Annotated in this window: 19 protein-coding genes and 1 riboswitch; of the genes, 9 read left to right on the top strand and 10 right to left on the bottom strand. The window is 76.4% G+C overall.

Features of this window, described 5'->3' with window-relative positions; genetic code table 11:
* Window positions 1-155: 155 nt before the first annotated feature.
* Window positions 156-542: a hypothetical protein gene (locus ACZ6O2_RS01340; protein WP_466021610.1), complete on the bottom strand. Its 387-nt coding sequence runs from the start codon at window positions 540-542 to the stop codon at window positions 156-158.
* A 150-nt stretch (window positions 543-692) separates the two neighbouring features.
* On the opposite strand from ACZ6O2_RS01340, the gene ACZ6O2_RS01335 reads away from it, so the two are divergent.
* Window positions 693-5474 (top strand): Lhr family helicase, encoded by a 4782-nt coding sequence (locus tag ACZ6O2_RS01335; RefSeq protein ID WP_466021609.1) that lies wholly within the window; start codon window positions 693-695, stop codon window positions 5472-5474.
* Between the two features lie 62 nt (window positions 5475-5536).
* Here the strand turns inward: ACZ6O2_RS01335 and ACZ6O2_RS01330 are convergent, their stop codons facing one another.
* Complete coding sequence (locus ACZ6O2_RS01330) at window positions 5537-6130, bottom strand: hypothetical protein (protein WP_466021608.1); 594 nt, start codon at window positions 6128-6130, stop codon at window positions 5537-5539.
* A 156-nt stretch (window positions 6131-6286) separates the two neighbouring features.
* Here ACZ6O2_RS01330 and ACZ6O2_RS01325 point away from each other — a divergent pair, with 156 nt between their 5' ends.
* From ACZ6O2_RS01325 to ACZ6O2_RS01310, 4 genes are all read left to right on the top strand, one after another.
* A complete protein-coding gene (locus tag ACZ6O2_RS01325; RefSeq protein WP_466021607.1) occupies window positions 6287-6784 on the top strand; it encodes a GNAT family N-acetyltransferase in 498 nt (165 codons plus the stop codon).
* 10 nt (window positions 6785-6794) lie between these two features.
* Window positions 6795-7601, top strand: coding sequence for an SAM hydrolase/SAM-dependent halogenase family protein (locus tag ACZ6O2_RS01320; protein ID WP_466021606.1), 807 nt, complete (start codon window positions 6795-6797; stop codon window positions 7599-7601).
* 87 nt (window positions 7602-7688) lie between these two features.
* Window positions 7689-8540, top strand: coding sequence for a zinc finger domain-containing protein (locus ACZ6O2_RS01315; protein ID WP_466021605.1), 852 nt, complete (start codon window positions 7689-7691; stop codon window positions 8538-8540).
* Window positions 8541-8789: 249 nt separating this feature from the next.
* Window positions 8790-12434, top strand: a complete 3645-nt coding sequence (locus ACZ6O2_RS01310; protein ID WP_466021604.1) for a hypothetical protein — start codon at window positions 8790-8792, stop codon at window positions 12432-12434.
* Here ACZ6O2_RS01310 and pspM read toward each other — a convergent pair whose 3' ends face one another.
* From pspM to ACZ6O2_RS01275, 7 genes are all read right to left on the bottom strand, one after another.
* Window positions 12435-13214 (bottom strand): phage shock envelope stress response protein PspM, encoded by a 780-nt coding sequence (gene pspM / locus ACZ6O2_RS01305; RefSeq protein ID WP_466021603.1) that lies wholly within the window; start codon window positions 13212-13214, stop codon window positions 12435-12437.
* 28 nt (window positions 13215-13242) lie between these two features.
* Window positions 13243-14115: a PspA/IM30 family protein gene (locus ACZ6O2_RS01300; protein ID WP_466021602.1), complete on the bottom strand. Its 873-nt coding sequence runs from the start codon at window positions 14113-14115 to the stop codon at window positions 13243-13245.
* Window positions 14116-14330: 215 nt separating this feature from the next.
* Entirely contained in the window at window positions 14331-14774 is a 444-nt protein-coding gene (locus tag ACZ6O2_RS01295; protein WP_350705047.1) for a helix-turn-helix domain-containing protein, read from the bottom strand.
* Window positions 14775-15052: 278 nt separating this feature from the next.
* Window positions 15053-15610 (bottom strand): CinA family protein, encoded by a 558-nt coding sequence (locus tag ACZ6O2_RS01290; RefSeq protein ID WP_466021601.1) that lies wholly within the window; start codon window positions 15608-15610, stop codon window positions 15053-15055.
* A gap of 110 nt (window positions 15611-15720) precedes the next feature.
* Window positions 15721-16323 carry a CDP-diacylglycerol--glycerol-3-phosphate 3-phosphatidyltransferase gene (gene pgsA / locus ACZ6O2_RS01285; protein ID WP_466021710.1) on the bottom strand — a complete coding sequence of 201 codons (603 nt, stop codon included), beginning with the start codon at window positions 16321-16323 and terminating at the stop codon, window positions 15721-15723.
* Between the two features lie 68 nt (window positions 16324-16391).
* Window positions 16392-17894, bottom strand: a complete 1503-nt coding sequence (rimO, locus tag ACZ6O2_RS01280; protein WP_363706214.1) for a 30S ribosomal protein S12 methylthiotransferase RimO — start codon at window positions 17892-17894, stop codon at window positions 16392-16394.
* A gap of 133 nt (window positions 17895-18027) precedes the next feature.
* Window positions 18028-18951 (bottom strand): ornithine cyclodeaminase family protein, encoded by a 924-nt coding sequence (locus tag ACZ6O2_RS01275; RefSeq protein ID WP_466021600.1) that lies wholly within the window; start codon window positions 18949-18951, stop codon window positions 18028-18030.
* Between the two features lie 97 nt (window positions 18952-19048).
* Window positions 19049-19113, top strand: a riboswitch (guanidine-III (ykkC-III) riboswitch).
* 62 nt (window positions 19114-19175) lie between these two features.
* Here ACZ6O2_RS01275 and ACZ6O2_RS01270 point away from each other — a divergent pair.
* Both ACZ6O2_RS01270 and ACZ6O2_RS01265 read left to right on the top strand, forming a co-directional pair.
* Window positions 19176-19490, top strand: coding sequence for a DMT family transporter (locus ACZ6O2_RS01270; protein ID WP_350705037.1), 315 nt, complete (start codon window positions 19176-19178; stop codon window positions 19488-19490).
* A gap of 198 nt (window positions 19491-19688) precedes the next feature.
* Complete coding sequence (locus ACZ6O2_RS01265) at window positions 19689-19934, top strand: hypothetical protein (RefSeq protein ID WP_350705035.1); 246 nt, start codon at window positions 19689-19691, stop codon at window positions 19932-19934.
* Between the two features lie 112 nt (window positions 19935-20046).
* Here ACZ6O2_RS01265 and ACZ6O2_RS01260 read toward each other — a convergent pair whose 3' ends face one another.
* Complete coding sequence (locus ACZ6O2_RS01260; RefSeq protein ID WP_363705138.1) at window positions 20047-22503, bottom strand: DNA translocase FtsK; 2457 nt, start codon at window positions 22501-22503, stop codon at window positions 20047-20049.
* A gap of 113 nt (window positions 22504-22616) precedes the next feature.
* Here ACZ6O2_RS01260 and ACZ6O2_RS01255 point away from each other — a divergent pair, with 113 nt between their 5' ends.
* Both ACZ6O2_RS01255 and ACZ6O2_RS01250 read left to right on the top strand, forming a co-directional pair.
* Window positions 22617-23096 (top strand): YbjN domain-containing protein, encoded by a 480-nt coding sequence (locus ACZ6O2_RS01255; RefSeq protein ID WP_350705031.1) that lies wholly within the window; start codon window positions 22617-22619, stop codon window positions 23094-23096.
* 101 nt (window positions 23097-23197) lie between these two features.
* Window positions 23198-24922 (top strand): YbjN domain-containing protein, encoded by a 1725-nt coding sequence (locus ACZ6O2_RS01250; RefSeq protein ID WP_466021709.1) that lies wholly within the window; start codon window positions 23198-23200, stop codon window positions 24920-24922.
* The last annotated feature ends 21 nt before the right edge of the window (window positions 24923-24943 follow it).

Raw genomic sequence — 24943 nt, 5'->3', positions numbered from 1 at the left:
AGCGGCGCGCGCCGGAGGTGGGCCGGCACCTAGGTGCGATCAGACGCCAGATGACCGCCCGCCGGGCCGTTTTGCGGGAATTCGTCCCTTCGCCGGCCTCGCCGTTCTCCTGTGGACCGCCCGGTGCAGGGCCCGAAGGGCGTGGTGCGGCGCGGTCAGCCGACGGTGATGTCGGCGGCGGGGACGGCGGGCTCCCGGGCGGGGCGCTCCCGACGGGTCTCCACCAGCAGGTCGGGGCGGTCGAGCTGGAGCACCACCTTGTTGACCACCCGCTGGGCGGCGGCGAGCGACCGCACCGGCAGCAGCCGACCCCGGCTCTCCCGGCGCAGCACGAAGTAGTGCACCGCGGCGCGCACCTGGCCCCGGTCGGCGGCGCTGGCCTGGGCGGTGGAGACGACCAGCTCCCGCAGCGCCGCGGCCAGCCGCTCGGCCAACTCCAGCTCCGGGCCGTCAAGACCGGCGCGGACGGCGGCGAGGTGACTGTCGACCTTACGGATGAGCACGTCGGTGCCGGGCTCGAAGCTCCGCTGCTCGACGGTCATCCGATCCCCTCCACCCCGGCCGGCTCCGAGTGAAGTTACTTTATGTTGCGCGCCGCAAGCAAGCAGTTAAGTAAGACTTAACGCATTCAACGGCACAACCATCGCGTATGAGCCGGACCAGGACACAACCAGCGCCCGCCCCGGGACCGGATGTCAGACGACCGGGGCAGGATGGATGGCGTGACGGATGCGATGGCGGGTTTCGGCGCGGCCACCCGGGAATGGTTCACCGCCGCCTTCGCCGCGCCCACCGCCGCCCAGGCCGGCGCCTGGAGTTCCGTCGCCGCCGGCCGCAACGCGCTGGTGGTGGCGCCCACCGGCTCCGGCAAGACGCTCGCCGCGTTCCTCTGGTCGCTCGACCGGCTGGCCCGCGAGCCGGCCCCGGCCGACCGCCGACACCGGTGCCGGGTGCTCTACGTCAGCCCGCTCAAGGCGCTCGCGGTCGACGTCGAACGCAACCTGCGCACGCCGCTGGCCGGGATCCGACAGGCCGCCACCCGGCTGGGCGTCGCCCCGCCGGAGATCACCGTGGGGATGCGCACCGGCGACACCCCGGCCGACGAGCGGCGCGCGTTCGCCCGTACCCCGCCGGACATCCTCATCACCACGCCGGAGTCGCTGTTCCTGCTGCTGACCTCCGCCGCCCGCGACTCCCTGCGCGGCGTCGAGACGGTCATCGTCGACGAGGTGCACGCGGTGGCCGGCACCAAGCGCGGGGCGCACCTCGCGCTCTCCCTGGAGCGCCTCGACGAATTGCTGCCCGCGCCGGCACAGCGGATCGGCCTGTCCGCCACGGTCCGGCCGGTCGACGCGTGCGCCCGCTTCCTCGGCGGCGCCCGGCCCGTCGACGTGGTCGCCCCGCCCACCGCCAAGACGATCGAGGTCAGCGTCCAGGTCCCGGTGGAGGACATGACCCGCCTCGACGAGCAGGAGCCGCCGGAGGACGACCTCGGCGGGCCCGGGCCGCGCCGCGCGTCGATCTGGCCGGCGGTCGAGGAGCGCGTCTTCTCCCTGATCCGGGCACACCGCTCGACCATCGTCTTCACCAACTCGCGGCGCTCCGCCGAGCGCCTCTGCGCGCGGCTCAACGAGCTGGCCGCCGACGAGTCGGTCGGCCCGCCCGCCGGGCCCGATGGGCGGGCCGACCGGGCCGTGCGGGCCCGCGAGGCCGACGCGTGGGACGACCCGACCGACGCGGACCGGGGCACCGACGCGTGGGAAGGCCCCGCCGATCCGGACCGGGGCACCGGCACGTGGGACGGCCCGACCGGCACGGGCGCACGGGGCGGGTCCGCCGGCGCGGACCGGGGCACCGGCGCGCGGGGCGGCCCCATCGGCCCGGTTCGCCGCACTCCGGCCGAGATGATGGCCCAGGCCGGTGGGGCGGCCGGCGCGCCGACCGTGATCGCCCGCGCCCACCACGGCAGCGTCTCCCGGGAGGAGCGCAAACACATCGAGGAGGCGCTCAAGTCCGGCCAACTGCCCGCCGTGGTGGCCACCTCCAGCCTGGAGCTGGGCATCGACATGGGCGCGGTCGACCTGGTGGTGCAGATCGAGGCGCCGCCCAGCGTGGCCGCCGGCCTGCAGCGGGTGGGTCGGGCCGGGCACCAGGTCGGCGCGGTCTCCCGGGGCGTGGTCTTCCCCAAGCACCGGGGCGACCTGCTGTCCTGCACCGTGGTGGCCGAGCGGATGGGCGGTGGCGCCATCGAGGAGCTGCACTACCCGCGCAACCCCCTCGACGTGCTCGCCCAGCAGATCGTCGCCATGGTCGCGCTGGAGCCGTGGCACGTCGGTGACCTGGCGGCCCTGGTCCGCCGGGCGGCGCCCTTCGCCGAGCTGCCCGACTCGGCCCTGCACGCCGTGCTCGACATGCTCTCCGGCCGCTACCCGTCCACCGCGTTCGCCGAGTTGCGGCCCCGGCTGGTCTGGGACCGCGCCACCGACACGCTCACCGGCCGGCCCGGCGCGCAGCGGCTCGCGGTGACCAGCGGCGGCACCATCCCCGACCGGGGGCTCTTCGGCGTCTTCCTGGCCGGCGCCGAACGGGCCGCCCGGGTCGGCGAGCTGGACGAGGAGATGGTCTACGAGTCGCGGGTCGGCGACGTGTTCCTGCTCGGCTCCTCGTCCTGGCGGATCGAGGAGATCACGCCCGACCGGGTGCTGGTCTCCCCAGCCCCCGGGCAGGCGGCGAAGATGCCCTTCTGGAAGGGCGACCAGCTCGGCCGGCCCGTCGAGCTGGGCCGGGCCATCGGTGCCCGGGTGCGCGCCCTGCTACGGCAGGACGACAGGACCGCCGTCGCCGCGCTGCGGGCCGGCGGGCTCGACGACTGGGCCGCCGGCAACCTGATGGCCTACCTGCGCGAGCAGAAGGAGGCCACCCGGTCCCTGCCCGACGACCGCACGGTGGTGGTCGAGCGGTTCCGCGACGAGCTGGGCGACTGGCGGTTGGCCGTCCACAGCGTGCTCGGCGCCCGGGTCAACGGGCCGTGGGCGCTGGCGATCGGCCGCCGGCTCACCGAGCGCTACGGGGTGGACGCCCAGGTGATGCCGTCCGACGACGGCATCGTCGTCCGCCTGCCGGACACGGCCGACGAGCCGCCGGGCGCGGACGTGGTGGTCTTCGAGCCGGAGGAGATCGCCCAGCTCGTCGAGGAGTCCGTCGGCACCTCCGCGCTCTTCGCGTCCCGGTTCCGGGAGTGCGCCGCCCGGTCGCTGCTGCTGCCCCGCCGCGACCCGCGCCGCCGCCAGCCGCTGTGGCAGCAGCGTCAGCGCGCCGCCCAACTGCTCGACGTCGCCCGCGAGTACGCCGACTTCCCCGTCACCCTCGAAGCCGCCCGGGAGTGCCTCCAGGACGTCTTCGACCAGCCCGCGCTGGCGGAGCTGATGCGCGACCTGGCCGCCCGCAAGGTGCGCCTGGTCGAGGTGGAGACCGCCCAGCCGTCGCCGTTCGCCCGGTCGCTGCTGTTCGGCTACGTCGGGGCCTTCCTCTACGAGGGCGACGCCCCCCTCGCGGAACGCCGGGCCGCCGCGCTGGCGCTCGACTCGGCCCTGCTCGGCGAACTGCTCGGCCGCGTCGACCTGCGGGAGCTGCTCGACCCGGCGGTGCTGGCCGAGACCGAACGGCAGCTGCGCTGGCTGACCGAGCAGCGCCGCCCGCGCGACGCGGAGGACGTGGTCGAGCTGCTCCGGGTGGTCGGCGACCTGTCCGAGGCCGAGCTGGCCGAGCGGGGCGCGCCCGTGGAATGGCTGACCGGGCTGGCGGCCGCCCGTCGGGTGCTGCGGGTGCGCATCGCCGGCGAGGAGCGCTGGGTGGGCGTCGAGGACGCGGCCCGGCTGCGCGACGCCCTCGGCGTGGCCCTGCCGGTCGGGGTCGCCGAGGCGTACCTCGCCCCGGTGGCCGACCCGCTCGGCGACCTGGTCGCCCGCTACGCGCGTACGCACGGCCCGTTCGCGGCTGCCACCTGCGCCGCCCGGTTCGGGCTCGGGGTGGCCGTGGTGGAGCAGGCGCTGCGTCGGCTCGCCGCCACGGGGCGGGTCGTCTCCGGCGAGTTCACCCCGGACACGGCCGGCGCCCAGTGGTGCGACGCGGAGGTGCTGCGCCTGCTGCGCCGCCGGTCCCTCGCCGCGCTGCGCCGGGAGATCGAGCCGGTGCCGCCCCGCGCGCTGGCCGCGTTCCTGCCCAGGTGGCAGCAGGTCGGCTCGTCGGCGCGGGGCGTGGAGGCGCTGGCCGCGGCGGTCGAGCAGCTCCAGGGGGCGGCGGTGCCGGCGTCGGCCCTGGAACGCCTGGTGCTGCCCGGCCGGGTCGCCGATTACTCCCCCGCCCAGCTCGACGAGCTGTGCGCCAGCGGCGAGGTGCTCTGGGCCGGCTCGGGGGCGATCTCCGGCGGGGACGGCTGGATCACCCTCGCGTACGCGGACGCCGCCCCGCTGCTGCTGCCCCCGCCCGACGAGGCGCTCACCCGCACCCCGCTGCACGACGCGGTGCTGGAGGCGCTCGGCGACGGGCAGGCGTTGTTCTTCCGGTCGCTGTCCGACCGGGTGGGCTCGACGGACGACGCCGCGTTGACCGCGGTCGTCTGGGATCTGGTCTGGGCCGGTCAGCTCACCAACGACACCCTGGCCCCGCTGCGGGCGGTGCTCGGCGGCGGCGGGGCGCACCGGTCCCGCCCGACCGCGCCGCGCACCCGCTACCGCCGCCCCGGGCGGATGGCCCTGCCGACCCGAGGCGGCCCGCCGACCGTCGCCGGGCGCTGGTCGCGCCTGCCGGAGCGCGACACCGACCCCACCCGCCGCGCCGCCGCCCTGGCCGACGTGCTGCTCGAACGGCACGGCGTGGTGACCCGGGGCGCGGTCATGGCCGAGCAGGTGGCCGGCGGGTTCGCCGCGGTCTATCCGGTGCTCTCCGCCTTGGAGGAGCGCGGCGCGGCCCGGCGGGGCTACTTCGTCGAGGGGCTGGGGGCGGCGCAGTTCGCGGTGCCGGGCGCGGTGGACCGGATCCGGGCGCTGGCGGAGCCGGCCGACGGCGGGCGGGGGCGCGGCGGGCCCACCCTGGTGCTCGCCGCGACGGACCCGGCCAACCCGTACGGTGCGGCGCTGCCCTGGCCGGAACGGGTGGTCGACTCGGGCGACGGAGCCGCCCCGGCGACCGGGCACCGGGCGGGACGCAAGGCCGGTGCCCTGGTGGTGCTGGTCGCCGGCGACCTGGTGCTGTACGTCGAGCGCGGCGGGCGGACCATCCTCTCCTTCAGCGACGACGCCGAGACGCTGGCGGCGGCCGGCAAGGCGCTCGCCGACGCGGTCCACTCCGGCGCGCTGGGGGCGATGTCGGTCGAGCGGGCCGACGGCGAGGCGGTGCGCTCCTCGCCGCTGCGCGACGCGCTCACCGCCGCCGGCTTCCGGGCCACCCCACGCGGCCTGCGCCTGCGCGGCTGACGCTCGCGGCGCTGGCTTCGCCGACCTGCTCCTGCGGCGTCCGCCCCGCCCCGCCCGGCGCGTCAGCGGAGGCCGGTGAGGACCTTCTCGTACCTGGCTCGGTCGGCCGCGGGCGTCCTCGCCTCCAGGTAGTTGAGCACCACCGTGCCGCGCCGGAAGGACTGACGGCCCCAGGTCTCGGCGATGTCGCTGGCGCTCGACTCGTCCGGGAAGACGTAGACGGTGACGGCGTCGGTGGCGATCAGCTCGGAGCAGCCCAGGCCGAGGCCGTCCGGCCCGCAGTCGACCGAGCGGTCCCGCGGGTTCGGCACCTTCAGCCCGGCCGCCTTGAACGCGTCGACGACCTGCCGCGCGCCGGGCGTCCCGGTCGGCCGGACGGGCAACTCCACCGGCGGCGGGCTGGCGGGGCGGCGTTCGGTGGTGCCGGCGCTCGGCCCGGCTGGACCCGCGCCGGTGGACGGTGCGGCGGGCGTGGTGGCCGTCGTGGCCGTCCCCGGCACGGCCGTGGGGCCCGACGGCACGTCGGCGGCCGGCGTCGACGCCGAGGCGGCCGGGGGCGCGGCGCGCGGGGGTTCCTCCGCGTCGTCTCCGCAGGCGGCGGTCAGGGCGGCGGCGATCACGAGCACCGCGACGGCGGGCAGGCTGCGGTTGGTCACCCCTGGCAGTCTGCCCAACCCGGTCCCGTCCCGGCAGTGGCCGGTCGGCCATCCGGCTGTCCCATATCCGCCAGCGCCCGGTCGGCCCCGAATCCCGGGTGCCCGCCCCGACCGGCGACGGTAGGCTCCCGAGCCGGTCGACGAGGGGAGCCGACGATGACCGGGGTGACCGTCCGACCGGCCCGGGCCGGGGACCGCGCGGCCGTCGACGCGCTGCACGAACGCGAGTGGGGCGGCCCGTACGTCGTCGTCCACGACACCCGCTACGACCTGCGTACGCTGCCCACGCTGGTGGCGGTCGACGGCGCCGGCGCGGTCGTCGGGGCGCTCGCCCACCACGGCGACGGCGACGGGCTGGAGGTCGTCAGCATGGCCGCGGCGACGCCGGGCGGGGGCGTCGGCACGGCGCTGCTGGCCGCCGCCGCGGACGTGGCCCGGGCGGCGGGCCGGGCCCGGCTCTGGCTCGTCACGACGAACGACAACCTGCGGGCGCTGCGGTTCTACCAGCGGCGCGGGCTGCGGCTGGTGCGCGTCGACCGGGGCGCGGTGGACCGGGCCCGCCGGCTCAAGCCGGGCATCCCGGTCGTCGGCGAGGACGGCATCCCGCTGCACGACGAGCTGATCCTGGAACTGCGGCTCACTGCCGGCGACTAACCTGCCCGGCATGGACCGCACGCCCTGGATCTCGCTGACCACCGACTACGGTCTCGCCGACGGCTTCGTGGCCGCCTGCCACGGGGTCATCGCCCGGCTCGCGCCGGCCGTCCGGGTGATCGACGTGACCCACCTGGTGCCACCGGCCGACGTGCGCCGGGGCGCGGCGGTGCTGGCGCAGACCGTGCCCCACCTGCCCGAGGGCGTGCACGTGGCGGTCGTCGACCCCGGCGTCGGCACCGCCCGCCGGGGCGTCGCCCTGGCCGCGCCGCGCGGGCTGCTGGTGGGGCCGGACAACGGCCTGCTCGTCGACGCCGCCGACGCGCTGGGCGGGGTCACGGCGGCCGTCGAGCTGACCGCGCCGGACTGGCTCGCGCCCGAGGTGTCCCGCACGTTCCACGGCCGGGACGTCTTCGCGCCCGTGGCCGCGCGGCTGGCGCTCGGCGCCCCGCTGTCCGGGGCCGGCCCGGCCGTCGACCCGGCGACCCTGGTCCGGCTGCCGGCTCCGGTCGTCCGGCCGGAGCCGGGGGGCTTCACCGCCGAGGTGCTGACCGTGGACCACTTCGGCAACGTGCAACTGGCCGCGCCGGCCGACCTGCTGGCGCCGCTGCCGGCCCGGGTGCGGGTGCGGCCGGACTTCGAGTTCGGAGCAGGGCGCGAGGCCGTGCACGGTCGCACCTTCGGGGACGCCCCGGCGGGCGGGCTGGTGGTGCACGCCGACTCGGCCGGCCTGGTCGCCGTGGCGGTCAACGGCGGCCGGGCGGTCGACCTGCTCACGGTGACGCCGGGCGACCTGCTGCGCGTCGCGGCCGGGTGACCTGCTGCGGGTGGCCGAAGGCCACCTGCCGCGTCGCGGCCCGGTGACCGCCGCGCCGGGTCCCGGGCGGCGAGGGAGAATGGACGGGTGCCCGAAGGCGACACCGTCTGGAACACCGCCCGCGTCCTGCACCGCGCGCTGGCGGGCGCCCGCCTGACCGGCAGCGACTTCCGGGTGCCCCAGCTCGCCGCGACCGACCTCACCGGCTGGACGGTGCGGGAGTCCGCCAGCCGGGGCAAACACCTGCTGCTCCGCCTCGCCGCCCCGGCGGGAAACGCACCGCCGGGAGACGCACCGCCTGGAGGCGCCACCGCGGATGGCGGCGGGGCGTGCTGGACCCTGCACTCCCACCTGCGGATGGAGGGCGCCTGGCGGGCGTACGCGCCGGGGGAACGGTGGACCGCCCGGCCCGCGCACCTGATCCGGGTGGTGCTGCGCGCCCCGCAGGCGGTCGCCGTCGGCTACCACCTGCACGAGCTGGCGCTGGTGCCGACGGCCGAGGAGGACTCGCTGGTCGGCCACCTCGGCCCCGACCTGCTCGGCGCGGACTGGGACCCGGCCGAGGCGGTACGCCGGCTGGCCGCCCACCCGGACGTCACCATCGGCGAGGCCCTGCTGGACCAGCGCAACCTGGCCGGCGTCGGCAACCTCTACAAGTGCGAGATCCTGTTCCTGCGCGGCGTGTCGCCGTGGACGCCGGTACGCGCCGTGCCGGATCTCGCCGGCACCGTGGCCCTGGCGCAGAAGCTGCTCGCCGCCAACCGGGGCCGCTGGACGCAGAGCACCACCGGGTCGCTGCACCGGGGGCAGACCAGCTACGTCTACGGGCGGCGTGCCCAGCCCTGCCGCCGGTGCGGCACCGCGATCCGCAAGGAGGAGCTGGGCGAGCGGGTCACCTACTGGTGCCCCGTCTGCCAGCCCGAACGCCCGGCCGGCTGACGACCCCGGGGGCCGCGTCGGCCGCCCTCCGTCACCGGTCGACCGACGTGGGGTCGGCGTGTCGGGCGGGACACTCCGCCGGTGCGGCGGGAAAGTCGCGTCCCCGCCACAGATACGGACGATTGGGTACTTCCTAACTCCCGCCGTCGCGTCGCATGCTGCGGTTGACTCCTCACGCATCGTCAGCGACGCGCGACCGGGCCGCCACGCCGCCGTGGCGGGCCGCGCGCCCGGACACCGGGGAGAGCCATGGACCTGTTCCGCAAACTCCGGATCCCGTGGGAGCGGGCGATGCCCCGCCCCGGGAACGGCGCCACCGCCGGGTCCCGGCCGGCGGGGCCGGTCCCGGCGGCCCGGCGTGTGGAGGAGCCGGTCGTGGTGCCGGCCAGCCTCGACCCGGCGGCCGTGCCGCGCTGCTTCGGCCCGGTGCCGAACTACGCCCGCAGCCCGCTGCCGGTCGTCGGGTCCGACGGCCGGGTGGTGCCCGGCACCGGCATCCGCAAGTTCGTCGACGCGCTGCCCGGCCTCGGCACACGCGGCCGCACCCAGCTGGGCGGCCACCTCCCCGTGGCGGTGCCCGACACCATCAGCTACCCGGGCTGCGACTACTACGAGATCGTCCTGGAGCAGTACGCGCAGCGGCTGCACCGGGACCTGCCGGCGACCCGGCTGCGCGGCTACCGCCAGCTCAACCTCGGCACGGACGCCAACGGGCACAACACGGTCGTGCCGGCGGGGCGCCCCTGGCACCTCGGCCCGGTCATCCTGGCCCGCCGGGGCCGCCCGGTCCGGGTCAAGTTCATCAACCACCTCCCCACCGGCCGGGCCGGGGAGCTCTTCCTGCCGGTCGACGCGACGGTGGCGGGCGCGGGGACGGGCCCGCTCGACGGTCCCGCGCCCTACCCGCAGAACCGGGCGGTGCTGCGCCTCGCGGGCGCGCACACCGGGTGGATCAGCGCCGGCAACCCCTGGCAGTGGGTGACCCCGGCGGGCGAGATCACCCCGTACCCGAACGGGATCGGCCTGACCCACGTTCCCGACATGCCGCCGCCCGGCGCGGGCGCCACCACGCTCTACTACCCGAACGAGCAGAGCGGGCGGCTGTGCTGGTTCCACGACAACACCGTCGGCCTGGCCCGGCTGACCGTCTACTCCGGGCAGCTCGCGCTCTACCTGCTCACCGACCCGGCCGAGGAGGAACTCGTCGCCGACGGCGTGCTGCCCGCCGACCAGCTCCCGCTGGTGATCGAGGACAAGACGTTCGTGCCGGACGACACCCAGCTCGCCGGGGAGGACCCGACCTGGGACCGGGACCGCTGGGGCTCCCGGGGCAGCCTCTGGCACCCGCACGTCTACCAGCCCCGGCAGAACCCGCACCGGGCCGACGGGACGAACCCGACCGGCCGGTGGGACTACGGCCCGTGGTCGCGTACGGCCGACGAGCCCGGGCCACGGGAGCACCCCGGGACGCCCGACGCCGGCCCGGTGCCGAACCCGCACCACGACCCGGTCACGGACCCGGAGGAGCCGCCGCTGACGCCCGGCGTCCCGCACCCGTCGGCGGTGCCGGACGCGTTCGGCGACACCATGCTGGTCAACGGGATCGCGTACCCGTACCTGGAGGTCACGCCGCGGACGTACCGCTTCCGGATCCTCAACGCCTGCCTGGACCGCGGCCTGAACCTCCAGCTCTACCGGGCCTGCTCCGACGGCCCGATGTGGGACCCGGAGGGCGACCTGGCCGACGCGGACGCCGGCGAGGTGCCGATGGTGGAGGCGGTCCGCGCGCCGGACCGTCCGGCGGGTTGGCCGACGGACGGGCGCGAGGGCGGGGTCCCGGACCCGCGCGCCGCCGGCCCGGAGCTGGTCCAGATCGGCAACGAGGGCGGCCTGCTCCCCGCGCCGGTGGTCGTGCCCAACCAGCCGATCGGCTACCGGTACGACCGCCGGGACCCGACGGTGCTCAACGTCGACTCGCACGCGCTGCTGCTCGCCCCGGGCGAGGTGGCCGACGTGCTGGTCGACTTCTCGACCGTGCCGCCGGGCGGCACGGTGATCCTCTACAACGACTGCCCCGCCCCGCTGCCCGGCTTCGACCCGCGCGCCGACCACCACACGGGCGCCCCGGACCGCACCGCCGAGGGCGGCCCGCCGCCGACCCGCCCCGGGTACGGCCCGAACACCCGCACGCTGCTCCAGTTCCGGGTCGCCGGCACCCCGGCGCCGCCGTACGACCTGGCCCGGCTGCGGGACCGCCTGCCCCGCGCGTACGCGGCCAGCCAGCGCCCGCCGATCGTGCCGCAGGCGGCGTACGACGCGGCGTTCGGCACCCGCACCGGCCGGGGAACGGTCGTCCCGGTGCACGCCACCACGGTCAGCTTCGTGCCGACCGCCGGTGCCGCCCCGGTGCTCCTCCCGTTGCAGGTGAAGGCGGTGCAGCAGGTCTTCGAACCGGAGCACGGCCGGCTCGTCGGCCGGCTGGGCGTCGGGCACCCGCACGCCGGGCCGCTCGCCCCTGCCACCCTGCCGCTCGGCCCGACCGATCCGGCCACCGAGGTGCTGCACGTCAGCGATCCGGCCGTCACAGTGGGCGCGCCCGCCGACGGCACCCAGCTCTGGCGCATCCGCGGCAACAGCCGGCAGACCCAGCCGGTGCGGTTCGCCGGCTGCGACGTCCAACTGGTCAACCGGGTCGGCTGGGACGGCGCCGCCCGCCCGCCGCACCCCGCCGAGCGGGGCTGGAAGCAGGTGGTCCGGGTCGACCCACGTGAGGACGTGATCGTCGCCCTGCGGCCCGTCGCGCCGCCCCTGCCGTTCAAGATCGGCGACAGCGTACGGCTGCTCGACCCGGCCCGGCCGGCCGGCGCCCGGACCGGCTCGACCCCGGTCAGCCCGGTCGACGGCCGGCCGTCGCTGGTGGTGAACCAGCTCGTCAACCTGGGCTGGGAGTACCACTGGCACAGCCAGCTCGCCGGGCACCGCGACCAGGGCATGACCCGGCCCCTGGTGCTGCGGGTCTCGCCCAGGGCGCCGACCGGGCTGACCGCGACGCCGGCCCCGGGCTCGGCGACCGCGCTGCCGGCGATCGCGCTGGCCTGGACGGGCAACGGCAGCCGCCCGGCGGCCACCAGCCACCTGCTCCAACGGGCCACCGACGCGACCTTCACGCAGGGGCTGACCGCGATCACCGTGGCGGCCACGGCGAGCCGCTACACCGACGCCACCGTCACCCCCGGGGTGACCTACCACTACCGGATCCGGGCGGAGAACGCGGTGAGCTGCTCCACCTGGTCCAACAGCGTGCCGGCGTCGGTGCAGCTCGTCGCGCCGGCGGGGCTGACCGCGGCGATCCCGCCGGCCGCTCCGCTGCGGATCGCGCTGCGCTGGACCAACCGTTCCTTCGCCACCGGCATCGACGTGCAGCGGGCCACCAACCCGACCTTCACCAGCGGGCCGGGCACCACCGCGATCGGGGTCGGCGACAACCACCTCGACGCGGCGGTCGCCCCGGACACCACGTACTACTACCGGGTGCGGACCACCTATCTCGGGGCCGCGTCACCCTGGTCGACGGTGGCCCGGGCGACCACGCCGCCGGCCCCGGGCCTGCCCACGGGCGTGACCGCCACCGCCACGGCGCCCGGGCCCGACACGGCGACGGTGATCCTCGACTGGTCGTCGAGCACCCCCGCCGGGCCGGGGGCCGGGTTCATCGTGCAGCGGGCGCTGGACCCGGCGTTCAGCCGGGAGGTGTCGACCTTCACCGTCACCGGCCGCGGCTTCACCAACACCGGCCTGGCGCGGGGCGTCACCTACCACTACCGCATCCGGTCGTTCAACGTCGTCGGCAGCTCCCCGTTCACCGGCCCGGTGCCGGTCACGACGCCGCCCTGATCAGGGAGTGCGCAGCGGCGCGCCGGCACCGCGCAGCTCGGCCAGCGCCGAGGCGACCCCGTGCAGCAGGTCGGTCGCCTCGGTCAGGCGGGAGGCGGCCGGGTGGTCGCCGTCGGGACGCGCGTCCTCGGCGACGTAGCCGGCGGCGGCCACGACCAGCCGCTCGTACGCCGCGACGCCCTGCTCCAGTTGGCCGGCCAACGCCCGGTGCGCCTCGGCCAGCGGCGGTCGGGCGTCAGCGGGGGCGAGCCGCAGCGCGCGTTCGACACTGGCCACCCGACCGGCGAGGCCCCGCAGCGAGCGGTCGGCGTCGGCCGCCTCCGACACGGCGGGCCCGGCCAGCCCGGTCAGCCGGCCGGCCATCCCGGCGAGGGTGAGGGCGGCCCGGTCCAGCCGGGCCCACGGCTCGGCGGCGCTGGTGCCGCGCAGCGCCACCCGGGAGCGCACCCGGCGCACCTCGGCCAGCACGCCGGGGCCGGCGGGGAGCCGCTCCACGGCGGCGACAAGGCGGGCGCGTGACCGGGCGGCGGCCTCGGCCGGGTCGAGCGCGGGCGGCGCCGGCTGGGCGGCCAGCGCGCGCAGGTCGACCCAGCGCCAGGCGGCGAGCACCAGCGCCCCGCCCGCTCCGGCCGCCCAGGCCGCGTCGGGCAGCCCGAGCCCGGCGTACGGGGTCAGCACGGCGGCCGCGCCGCCGAGGCCCCCTGCCGTGACGCTCCACCGGCGGGCGGACCGCCGCAACCGACTCAGGCGCCGGAAGTACCGCGTGCGCTCGTCTGCCACCTCTGCTGCCTCCTCGACCTGACCGGCCTCAGCCGGCGGCGGTGGTGTCCCCGGTGCCGCGTTCCCGGCCCATGCTGGCCCGGATCTCGTCCAGCCGGGCGGCGGCGGCCGGGTCGGCGGCCGGCGCGGCGGGCTCCGTACGCGCGACGGGCGGTCGTTCCTGCCTGCCGCCGAGCTGCTCACCGGCCATGCTCGACCGGATCTGCTCCAACCGGGCGGAGCCGGCCGAGTCGAGGGTCGCCTTCTGGATCTCCAGCATCCGGCCCTCGACGGAGTTGCCGGCCAGCTCGGCGCGGCCCATCGCGGTGGCGTACCGCTGCTCGATCCGGTCGCGCACCTCGTCGAGCGAGGGGGTGCTGGCGGGCGCGGTCAGCGCCGACATCGACTCCAGCGAGCGGGCCACGCTCTCCTGCATCTTGGCCTGCTCCAGCTGGCTGAGCAGCTTGGTGCGCTCGGCGAGCTTCTGCTGGAGGATCATCGAGTTGTTCTCGACCGCCCGGCGGGCCTGGGCGGCGGCGCCCAGCGCCTGGTCGTGCAGGGTCTTCAGGTCCTCGGTGGCCTGCTCGGCGGAGACCAGTTGGGTGGCCAGGGTCTGCGCGGAGTGCTCGTAGCGGTTGGCCTCGGCCTCGTCGCCCTTGGCGCGGGCCTGGTCGGCGAGGACGAGGGCCTGGCGCGCGTTGGCCTGGAGCCGCTCGACCTCCGACATCTGGCGGGACAGCTTCATCTCCAGCTGCCGCTGGTTGCCGATCACCGCGGCGGCCTGCTGGACGAGCGCCTGGTGCTGGCGCTGGGCCTCCTCGATGGCCTGCTGGATCTGCACCTTGGGATCGGCGTGCTCGTCGATCCTGGCGCCGAACAGCGCCATCAGGTACTTCCAACCCTTGACGAACGGGTTAGCCATCTCCGCGGTATCCCCTCACTAGCGTCGCTCCGCCTCGACCGGGCCGGGCGGGCCCGGCCGGTTGCGGCGCGGCAGTGGCTCCATCGTCCCAGCCGGACGCCACCCGGGCATCCGTACCGGCCAGCGAAGCGAGCGCCGACGCCGTCCGCGATCAACCCTACGCGGCGGTCGCCACCGCGACCATGGGACGCGGACGGGGGTGAGGGTGGGGTGGGTCAGGCGGCGCAGACCACGTCGCGGTCGCCCCCGCGGACGCGGGAGGTGCGCAGCGTGGCCTTCAGCGGCGAATCCTGGCGGACCTGGACGGCGACCTTGCCGTCGGAGCTGACCTGGTGCACGCCCCGGCCGGTGGCCTTGCGCACCGTGGTCACCCCGGTGGTGTCAACGGTCTCGTCCTGCACGGGCACGAGCACGCCCGGCATCTGCTCGGCGAGCGCGACCGTGTCGCTGACCTCGCGCAGCAGCTCGGACAGGCGCGCGCCCAGCGCGTCGCAGATCGCCGCCAGCAGCTCGCTGGACGGCTCCTTCTGGCCGCGCTCGATCTCGGAGAGATAGCCCAGGCTGACGTTGGCGGCGGAGGAGACCTCGCGCAGGGTGCGATGCTGCCCCTGCCGGCGCGCCCGTAGTGCGTCACCGATAACCCGGCGTAGCAGGACCATTCGCACCTCCCCTGAGGGACACCACTGTTTCGCGCGGCCGTCCGGCACGTCGTGCCGGCTCCGACCGTCGGAGCCTTTCCGCAACGGTACCCGTTGCCGGCCCCGCCGACATCCCGCCCCGCCTCTCGGATTGCGGAGTCTGCTCAGCCTGTGGGATCGGCTCGTCGTGGGACGGGGCCCCGTCGCGGGGGGGTCGGCCCGGCTTGCGGGGCCCGGCCCGGCCCGGCTCGGCCCGGCTTGCGGGGCCCGGCCCGGCCCGGCTCGGCCCGCGGGTCGGCTCAGCGCCGCCCGGCGGCGGCGGTGTCGGTCCGCCCGGCTTCGGCCTCGCCCGCGTCGGCGCGGTGGATCCGCTCGACGAGCAGCCGCAGCGCCTCGACGACCGCCGCGGAGCGGATGTGGTCGCGGCCACCGTCCAGGTCGAGCTGCCGGACGTCGGCCCCGGCGGGCCCGGCCACCGCCACGTAGACCAGCCCGACCGGCTTGCCGTCCTGCGGCTCCGGGCCGGCCACCCCGGTCGTGGCCAGGCCCCAGTCGGCTCCGCAGCGCCGCCGCCCGCCCTCCGCGAGGGCCACCGCCACATCCGGGTCGACGGGCCCGCGGTCGGCCAGCAGATCCTCCGCTACGCCGGCGAGCTGCGACTTCAGCTCGGTGGCGTAGACCACCAGCCCGCCCCGGAAGATGCCGCTCACCCCGGCGATCTCCACGATCGAGGCGGCCAGCAGCCCCCCGGTCAGCGACTCCACCGTGGCCAGGGTCTCGTGGCGCTCCGCCAGACTGTGCACCACGCCCGCCGCCGGGCTGCCCACCGGCCGCGCGCCGGCCGCGTCACTCTCCATGTCCCAGATCCTTCCCCCGCCCCGCCCGGCCTACTCATCCTCCCCGAGCCGACAGGATCACAGGGAGGGCGGCATGGATCCCCGGCCCGCCGCCCGGCCGGGAGCCCGGGTCAGGAGGCGGGCCGGCGCAGGCGCAGGGCCTGGGCGACGTAGTCGAAACCGGTGACCACCGTGACCCCGACCGCCGCGGCCATGATCCACGGCCCGACGGCGGCGAGGGCGGCCGGCATCGGCCACAGGTACCAGGTGATCGCGAGGATCTGGAGCGCGGTCTTGATCTTGCCGCCCCGGCTGGCCGCGATCACCCCGTGCCGGATCACCCAGAAGCGCAGCGCGGTGATGCCCAGCTCGCGGGCGAGGATCACCGTGGTCACCCACCAGGGCAGCCGGTCGTACCAGGAGAGCAACAGCAGCGCGGCGCCGGTGAGCGCCTTGTCGGCGATCGGGTCGGCGACCTTGCCGACCGAGGTGACCAGGGCGAAGCGGCGGGCGATCCAGCCGTCGACCAGGTCGGTCACCGAGGCGACGGCGAAGATCAGGCAGGCGGCCATCTGCCAGCCGGCGTGGGTCATCCCCGAGACGACCAGGGATGCGCCGAAGATCGGTACCAGGACCAGCCGCAGCGCGGTGAGCGCGTTCGCCGCGTTCAGCACGGGCACCCGGGCCACCACCGGCGCCGGCGTGGAATCCGTCGCCCCGGTCACCGCCGCCACCCGCTCCGGCCGCCGTGGCGCACCTGGCACCCCACCACGTGGCTCCCCCGCTCTGTCCGGGCCCGCCGTCACCGTGCCGCGCCGGGCGCAGCCGAGATCATCTCATCCGGGACCGCGACGAGGTCCACCCCTTCGGTGCCCGTCACCGTCGCCCGCACCAGGTCGCCCGGGCGCAGCGCGGCGAGGTCCACCCCGCCGCCGGACGGCGCGACGAGGGTGGTCGAGCCGTCGACCTCGGGGGCCTGGTGGGCCGCCCGCCCCTCGACCACGCCGTCGGCGACCGAGTCGACCAGCACCTCGACGGTGGAGCCGAGCCGCTCCTCGGCCCGCTGCGAGCAGAGCTCGTCGGCGAGCGCGGCGAGCCGGTCGTACCGGCGCTTGACGGTGGCGGCGGAGACCTTGCCGGGCAGCCCGGCGGCCTCGGTGCCGTCCTCGTCGCTGTAGTCGAACACGCCGATCGCGTCGAGCCGCGCCTCGGTCAGGAAGCGGACCAGCTCCTGGTAGTCGGCGCGGGTCTCGCCGGGGAAGCCGACGATGAAGTTGCTCCGCGCGCCCGCCTCCGGGGCCAGGGCGCGGGCGCTCGCCAGCAGCTCCAGGAACCGGTCGGTGGAGCCGAAGCGGCGCATCCGGCGCAGCACCGGCTCGCTGGAGTGCTGGAACGACAGGTCGAAGTACGGGGCCACGCCGGGCGTGGTGGCGATCGCCTCGACCAGGCCGGGCCGGGTCTCGGCCGGCTGGAGGTAGCTCGCCCGCACCCGGACGATGCCGTCGATCGCGGCGAGCTGCGGCAGCAGCTTCTCCAGGGCCCGGGGATCGCCCAGGTCCTTGCCGTAGGAGGTCGAGTTCTCGCTGACCAGCACCAGCTCGCGGACGCCGGTCTTGGCCAGCCACTCCGCCTCGGCGAGCAGCTCGTCCGGCGTACGCGAGACGAAGGCGCCGCGGAAGGCGGGGATGGCGCAGAACGCGCAGCGCCGGTCGCAGCCGCTGGCGAGCTTCAGCGAGGCGACCGGACCGGTGTCGAGCCGGCGGCGCAGCACCTGGCGCAGGTGCGCCGGGGTGTGCTCGTCGGTCTCGGTGACGCCCCGGGCGGGGGTGCCGTGGCCGGGCAGCGACACCGCGCTGTCCCGGCGGGAGACCGGGGTCAGCGGGAGCAGCTCGCGGCGGTCGCGCGGGGTGTGCGCGTGGATCGCCTCGCCGGCGACCACGGCGTCCAGCCGGGCGGCGATGTCCGGGTAGTCGTCGAAGCTGAGCACGGCCTGCGCCTCGGGGAGGCTGTCGGCCAGCTCACGGCCGTACCGCTCGGCCATGCAGCCGGCCGCGACCACCTTCGCGCCGGTGTCGGCGGCGGCCAGCAGGGTCTGGATGGAGTCCTGCTTCGCCTTCTCCACGAAGCCGCAGGTGTTCACGACCACCACGTCGGCGCCCTCGCCGTCGGTGGTGACCTGCCAGCCCTCGGCGTGCAGCCGGGCGGCCAACTCCTCCGAGTCGACCTCGTTGCGGGCGCAGCCCAGCGTCAGCAGGGCGACGCGGCGGCCGTCGGAGTTGTCGGAAGGGGAGGTGGCAGACACCATCCGAGGGTACCGGGCCGTCCGCGATCCCCCACGCACGCCCGCCCTGCGAGGAGGGCACCCGTTGACGCGCCCGGTGGGGCAAGGGCCCCTCCTGACCCTCCAGGCGGGGCGGGGGTAACGGACGCCACGCCGGTCAGACGGTCGCCGCGCCGACCCGGACCAGGCGGTCGAGCAGGAACACCTCGGTGCCGGCCAGGCCGGTCGAGCAGAAGACCGAGACCTGGTCCGCGTCGGTCCGGCCCGGCACCGCGCCGGCCAGCACCCCGCCCAGGTCGCGCAGCCGCCCGGCGTACGCCGGCAGCGCCGCGAGCATCGGCGGGTCGTACGCGGCGGCCTGCGCCGGCGAGTCGGTGACCAGCAGATCGGCGGCGTCCAGCAGGTCGGGGCCGAACTCGTGCCGGTCGACCTGCTTGAAGCCGACCGTGTTGACGTGGGTGCCGGGAGCGAGGTCGGCGGCGTCGAGCACCGGGGTGACGCTGGTGGTGGCGAGCACCACGACGTCACGGTCGGCCACGGCGGCCCGCGCCGACTCCACGGCGCGCGCCGGCACGCCCAGCTCGGCGCGCACCCGGGCGGCGAACGCCTCTCGCCGGACGGCGGAGCGGCTGTGCACCGTGACCTCGCGCAGCGGGCGGACCGCGGCCGCCGCCCAGACCTGCGTCCACGCCTGCCGGCCCGAGCCGACCACGCCCAGGGTGGCGGCGTCCGGGCGGGCCAGGGCGTCCACGGCGGCCCCGCCGAGCCCGCCGGTGCGGCGGGAGCCCAGCTCCTCCCCGACCGCCACCGCCCGGACCGCCCCCGTACGCCCGTCGTGCAGCACCACCACCTGCTCGCTCTCCGGGTGCCCGAACGTGTCGTACGAGCGGAAGCCGTACCACTCGCCGGTGAGGTGCCCGGCGGTGAGCACCATCCGCCCCCCACCCAGCGGCGCGGCGGCCCGGGGCGGGGCCACCAGGCGGCCGGCGTACGCGGCGAGCAGGGCGTCCCGCATGGCCGCCACCGTGGTGGGGGCGTCCAGCGCGGCGGTGACCTCGGCGTCGGAGAAGAGCAGCGGCATGCGCCCATATTGCAAGTTGAAGTCAAGTTAAGGTCAACGAGGGGTGGCGGGGCTCACCACCCTTCTCCGGCACGTCCCGGTCGGTGCTAGCGTCGGTCCTGACGGCCACGGCCGTCCCGGACGAGTGGTGGGCGTACCCGGTCAGGCCAAGACGCCCGCGTGACGTGCAGACCCGACTCGTCCCGGTCCCGGAGGTCCGGGCGCAACCGCAGAGGTGATCTTCAATGGCCTGGATCGTGCTGGTGATCTCTGGACTCCTCGAGACGGCGTGGGCGATCGCCCTCGACCGCAGCGCCGGCTTCAGCCGTCCCGTCCCGTCGGCGGTCTTCGTGGTGACGCTGGTGCTCAGCATGGCCGGGCTGGGGTACGCGCTGCGCGAGATCCCCGTCGGCACCGGCTACGCCGTCTGGGTCGGCATCGGGACGGTCGGCACCGCCCTGGTCGGGATGCTCGCGCTGAACGAGCCGGCCAACCTGCCCCGGATCGCCTGCCTCCTGCTGGTGATCGCCGGCATCGTGGGCCTGAAGATCTTCCACTGAGGACCGCACGGGCGCGGCCCGCGAACCGGGCGGCGCGGCCCGCCAGAGGGCGACCCGGTCCGCTGGAGGGCGACCCGGTCCGCTGGAGGGCGACCCGGTCCGCACCGGGGGGCGGCGGGCGGGTCCGAGGCGTGACGAACGGCCACAGTGGGTAGAGGTCGGCCTGGCAACGCAGGCTCTCACCCACCGGAGGCAGACATGGCCGACATGCACACCACCGCCCGCCCGCGCAGCGGCGCCGCCCGCATCTGCACCATCCTGGGCTTCGTCTTCGCGGTCATCGCGATCCTGTTCCTGCCGCCGCTGTTCGGCCTCGTCGGCCTGATCCTCGGGATCGTCGGCGCCGTGCTCGGCGACAAGCCGCTCGGCTGGTACGCCGCCGTCGCCAGCGTGGCCGGCGCGATCATCGGCATGGTCATCGGCGCCGCCCTCTACAACTCCTGACCGCCGTTCCCCCACGGACGGGTCCGCCGGCTTCCGGCGGGCCCGTCCGCGTCCGGCCCGGCCGGCCGGGGCGAGACGCGGGAGCAGGCAACGTGTCGGCGCCCGGTCGGCGTCACTCCTCGCCGCCGCGCAGGCCGACCAGGACCTCCTCCAGCTCGTCGGGCTTGACCAGCACGTCGCGGGCCTTGGAACCCTCCGACGGCCCGACCACGCCCCGGGTCTCCATCAGGTCCATCAGCCGGCCCGCCTTGGCGAAGCCGACCCGCAGCTTGCGCTGCAGCATGGAGGTCGAGCCGAACTGCGAGGTGACCACCAGCTCGACGGCCTGCACCAGCAGGTCGAGGTCGTCGCCGATGTCCTCGTCGATCTTCTTCTTGCCGCTGTCCGGCGCGGCGAGCACGTCGGGGCGGAACTCCGGCTCGCGCTGGTCCTTGCAGAACTTCACCACGTCGGCGATCTCGCGCTCGGTCACCCAGGCGCCCTGGATCCGGATGGGCTTCGAGGCGCCCATCGGCAGGAAGAGACCGTCACCGCGGCCGAGCAGCTTCTCCGCGCCCGGCTGGTCGAGGATGACCCGCGAGTCGGCCAGGGAGGAGGTGGCGAACGCCAGCCGGGACGGCACGTTCGCCTTGATCAGGCCGGTGACCACGTCGACCGAGGGGCGCTGGGTGGCCAGCACCAGGTGGATGCCGGCGGCCCGGGCGAGCTGGGTGATCCGGACGACCGAGTCCTCCACGTCGCGCGGGGCGACCATCATCAGGTCGGCCAGCTCGTCCACGATCACCAGCAGGTACGGGTACGGGCGCATCTCCCGCTCGCTGCCCGGCGGGGCCTTGATTTCGCCGTTGCGCACCTTGCGGTTGAAGTCGTCGATGTGCCGGACCCCGTTGGCGGCGAGGTCGTCGTAGCGCATGTCCATCTCGCGGACGACCCACTCCAGCGAGTCGGCCGCCTTCTTGGCGTTGGTCACGATCGGCGTGACCAGGTGCGGGATGCCCTCGTAACCGGTCATCTCGACCCGCTTCGGGTCGATCAGCAGCAGCCGCACCTCGTCCGGCGTGGCCCGGGTGAGAATGGACACCAGCAGCGAGTTCAGGCAGGACGACTTGCCCGCGCCGGTCGCGCCGGCGATCAGGATGTGCGGCATCTTGGCGAGGTTGGCCACCACGTAGCCGCCCTCGATGTCCTTGCCGAGCGCCACCACCATCGGGTGGTGGTCGCCGGTGGCGGCCCGCGAGCGCAGCACGTCGCCGAGCGCCACGTTCTCCGGGTCGGTGTTCGGGATCTCCACGCCGACCGCGCTCTTGCCCGGGATCGGGCTGAGGATCCGCACGTCGGGCGACTTCACCGCGTACGCGATGTTGCGGGAGAGCTGGGTGATCCGCTCGACCTTGACGCCCGGGCCCAGCTCCACCTCGTAGCGGGTGACGGTCGGCCCGCGGGTGAAGCCGGTGACGGCGGCGTCCACGTCGAACTGCTCGAAGACGCCGGTGAGCGCGGCGATCACCTCGTCGTTGGCCCTGCTCCGGCTCTTCGGGGCCGCGCCGCTGCTGAGCATGTTCGCCGGCGGCAGGGTGTAGTCGCCGGCCAGCCCGGTCAGCGCGAGCTGCTCGGCCCGGGTCGGTGCGGGCGAGTGCTCCGGCGGCTCGACCGGCTTGCGGCTGGCCGGAACCTTGCCGGGACGCTTGCGGGGCAGCACGAGGGTTTCCTGGAGGTCCGCCCCGTCGAGTTCGTCGTCGAACTCCGCCGGGTCGACCGGCGGCGGCGCCGCCCGCTTCGTCGCGCGCTTGCGGGCGGGCTTCGCGGGCGCCTCGTCCGTCTCCTCCTCGGCCGACGGGGCGACCAGGGTGCCGGCGAGCAGGCCGAGCCGCTCCGGGATCTTGTTGATCGGCGTCGCGGTGACCACCAGCAGGCCGAAGACCAACAGCAGGATCAACAGCGGCACGGCGACCCAGGCGGTGACGGCCCGCTCCAGCAGGCTGCCCACGCCCGCGCCGACCAGGCCGCCGGCGAAGTCGCGCTGGACCGCGTCGACCGGGTTCTGCCCGATGTGCAGCATCGCGGCGGTGGCGACCAGCATCGAGCCCCAGCCGACCAGCCCCCGGCCGCGGTGCTCCGGGTCGCCGGGCTCGCGCATGAGGCGCCAGGCCCCGATCATCAGCAGCACCGGCACCACGATGGCGATCGCGCCGAGGAAGAGCCGGACGGTGTCGGCCAGCTGCTCGCCGACCGGGCCGGCGCCGGAGAACCAGATGGCCACCGCGCTGAGCAGGGCGAGACCGAAGACCAGCAGCCCCGCGCCGTCGCGGCGGTGCTCCGGGTCGAGCCCGCGGGCCGAGGCGGCCTGCCGGCCGGCGGCACGGAACGCCCAGCCGACGCCGTGCGCCAGCCCCATCCACAGTGCGCCGACCGCACGTCCGACGAGGAGCCCCGGGCTCGGCCGCGCCGCGGGCCGCCGCCGGGGGGCCGCCCGGGCGGTCTTCTTCGCCGGCTGGCGGGCACGGCTGTTCGTGGTGCCACGCGGCGACGCGCCGCGCCGCCGACTCGCCTGAGAGGTACGGCCCGCCATAGCATCAACTTAACGGCGTGACCCGGCAGATCGCCGCTTTTCCGGGTCGTGTCCGCGCGTCGCAGCGCGAACCGCGCCGCTTCACGTGATATCTGCCTCAGAAGGGATGCCCGATGGCGTCGCCGGGAATCGAGGACGGTCCGGACGGCCCCCTGGCCGGACACCCGGCGGCGCTGCGACCGCTGACCGGTGAGCTGATCGCCGCCGTGCTGCGCAGCCGGGGATACGTGGTCCAGGCCGACGCGGACGGCGACCTGGTCGGCCGCTGGGCCGACAGCCTGATCTGGTTCCTGCGGCCGGGCGCCGCCGGTGAGCTGCTCCAGGTCCGCACCCTGGCCGCGCCGACGTTCCCGATCGAGTACGTGCCGGCGCTGCACGCCTTCTGCAACGCGTGGAACCACGACCGGCTCTGGCCGAAGGCGTTCGTGCACGTCGAGGACGACGGGCGGGCCCGGGTCTGCGGCGAGGTCATCACCGACCTCGAGCGCGGGGTCACCCCGCACCAGCTCGACCAGTTGCTCGACTGCGGCATCGCCACCGGCTGCCAGCTCGCCACCGAGGTCGCCCGGCTGCCCGGCGGGGTCGTGGCGTGACGGGCCGGGGCGGGGAGCCGGCCCCTCGCGGGCTGGACCTCTTCGGGCCGACCAGCCGGTGGGGCGGGCGGCGGCGCGGGGGCGGGCACCGGGACCCGGCGCTGGCCGAGGCCCTCGCCGACGCCCGCGACGCGCCCGACGGCGAGGCCCGCAGCGCGGAGCTGGAACGGATCGCCGCGCACGCCGACGCCACCGGCGACGACCGGTCCGCGGTGGAGGCCCGGTTCGCGCTGATCGAGGGCTGTCTGCTGCACGGGGAGCGGTGGCGGCTGGTCGAGCCGGTGCGCCGCTGCCTCGCCGCCGTCGACCGTCGCCCCGACCTGCTGCCCGGCCCGGACGCCGCGCTGCTGCTGCGCTACCAGCGGTACGCCGTGGAGGCCCTGCTCGGCAGCCCCCGGGTCGGGCTGGACCAGGCCCGGGCCATGCTGGACGATCTCGCCGCCCGGGCCGCCGCCCGCTCCCCCGTCCCGCCGGACGTCGGCGACGCAGCCGATCCGGCGGGCGGGACAGGCTCCGGCGGCGCCGCCCCGGTGGGCGCCACGGGCCACGCTGCCGCCCCGGCGGACGCCACGGGCCACGGCGGCGCCCCGGCGGACGCCACGGGCGACAGTCGCGCCGGCGGGTCGGGCGGGGACGCGGCGGTGGTCGCCGAGCTGCGCTGCCGGATCGCCGACCACCTCGGCGACGAGCCGGCCGCCCGGCGGTGGTTCGACCGCTGGTCGGCGGCCGGGGCAGGGCCGGCCGGCGGCTGCCCCGGCTGCGCGCCGGCCCGGCGGGCGGAACTGCTCGCCGGATGGGGCGACCACCGGGCCGCGCTGGACGCGCTGGCGGAGGCGCCGGCCGACACGGGCGGCTGCACCGAGCAACCCGAGCGGGCGCTTGCCGCCGGGCTGCTGCCCTGGCTGCGCGCCGGGGAGCCGGAGCGGGCGGCCGAGGCACACGTGCGGGCGTACCGGCGGCACCGGCGGGAGCAGGCCGCCTTCCCGTACCTCGCCGCGCACCTGCGGTGGTGCGCGCTGGGCGGGCACCCCGCCCGGGGGCTGGACGTCCTGGCCGAGCAGCTGCCCCGGCTGGACCGGCCGCACGACGACCTGTCCGCGATGGAGTTCGCCGCCGCCGGGGCGCTGGTCTGCGCGCTCGCCGTCGAGGCAGGGCTGGGGGCTCGGACGGTGCACCGACCCGGGTACGGCGACCGGCCGGCCGCCGACCTCGACGTGGCCACGCTCGGCACCACCCTGCTCGGGTTGGCCACCGCGCTGGCCGGCAGCTTCGACGCCCGCAACGGCACCGGCCACCAGTCCGGCCGGATCGCGTCCTGGCTGGCCGAGCGGCCGCTCGCCGCACCCGTGCCGCTGCCGCCCGACGACGCGCCCGACGACGACCCGGGCGACCCGGCCGACGACGGCCCGCCGGCCGACGGGGAGCCACGTCCGCTGAGCGTGGAGATGATCACGGCCGCCCTGGACCGGCGCGGGGACCACTACGCCGTGGACGCCGACGGCACCGTGGTCGGCCGGTGGGGCGAGGCGCTCATCCAGTTCCGCCGGGCCGGTGAGCGGGGCGAGATCCTCCGGGCGCGCGCGGTGGCGAGCCGCCGGCTGCCGGCCGACCGGCTCGCCGAGGCGTACGCGTTCTGCAACGCGTGGAACCACGACCGGCTGCTGCCGAAGGCGTACGTGCACGAACTCGGGGGCGAGCTGGTGCTGGCCGGCGACGTCAGCACCGACCTGGCGCACGGGGTGGCCCCGGCCCAGCTCACGGTCCTGCTCGACGCGGCCGTCGACACCGGCGTCGCGTACGCCGATGCCGTGGCCGAGCTGCCCTGACCGGCCGGGCGGGGCTCACGG

The organism is Micromonospora sp. NPDC048040 (assembly GCF_055587185.1).
Note: the sequence above shows the minus strand (reverse complement) of the source record. Positions and strands in the feature narration are given on the sequence as shown.

Bases quoted from the DNA above. Each gene is read 5' to 3' on its own strand.
- ACZ6O2_RS01340 (WP_466021610.1), bottom strand. From the start codon at position 542: ATGACCGTCGAGCAGCGGAGCTTCGAGCCCGGCACCGACGTGCTCATC.
- ACZ6O2_RS01335 (WP_466021609.1), top strand. From the start codon at position 693: ATGTCAGACGACCGGGGCAGGATGGATGGCGTGACGGATGCGATGGCG.
- ACZ6O2_RS01325 (WP_466021607.1), top strand. From the start codon at position 6,287: ATGACCGGGGTGACCGTCCGACCGGCCCGGGCCGGGGACCGCGCGGCC.
- ACZ6O2_RS01320 (WP_466021606.1), top strand. From the start codon at position 6,795: ATGGACCGCACGCCCTGGATCTCGCTGACCACCGACTACGGTCTCGCC.
- ACZ6O2_RS01310 (WP_466021604.1), top strand. From the start codon at position 8,790: ATGGACCTGTTCCGCAAACTCCGGATCCCGTGGGAGCGGGCGATGCCC.
- ACZ6O2_RS01300 (WP_466021602.1), bottom strand. From the start codon at position 14,115: ATGGCTAACCCGTTCGTCAAGGGTTGGAAGTACCTGATGGCGCTGTTC.
- ACZ6O2_RS01295 (WP_350705047.1), bottom strand. From the start codon at position 14,774: ATGGTCCTGCTACGCCGGGTTATCGGTGACGCACTACGGGCGCGCCGG.
- ACZ6O2_RS01290 (WP_466021601.1), bottom strand. From the start codon at position 15,610: ATGGAGAGTGACGCGGCCGGCGCGCGGCCGGTGGGCAGCCCGGCGGCG.
- rimO (WP_363706214.1), bottom strand. From the start codon at position 17,894: ATGGTGTCTGCCACCTCCCCTTCCGACAACTCCGACGGCCGCCGCGTC.
- ACZ6O2_RS01275 (WP_466021600.1), bottom strand. From the start codon at position 18,951: ATGCCGCTGCTCTTCTCCGACGCCGAGGTCACCGCCGCGCTGGACGCC.
- ACZ6O2_RS01270 (WP_350705037.1), top strand. From the start codon at position 19,176: ATGGCCTGGATCGTGCTGGTGATCTCTGGACTCCTCGAGACGGCGTGG.
- ACZ6O2_RS01265 (WP_350705035.1), top strand. From the start codon at position 19,689: ATGGCCGACATGCACACCACCGCCCGCCCGCGCAGCGGCGCCGCCCGC.
- ACZ6O2_RS01260 (WP_363705138.1), bottom strand. From the start codon at position 22,503: ATGGCGGGCCGTACCTCTCAGGCGAGTCGGCGGCGCGGCGCGTCGCCG.
- ACZ6O2_RS01255 (WP_350705031.1), top strand. From the start codon at position 22,617: ATGGCGTCGCCGGGAATCGAGGACGGTCCGGACGGCCCCCTGGCCGGA.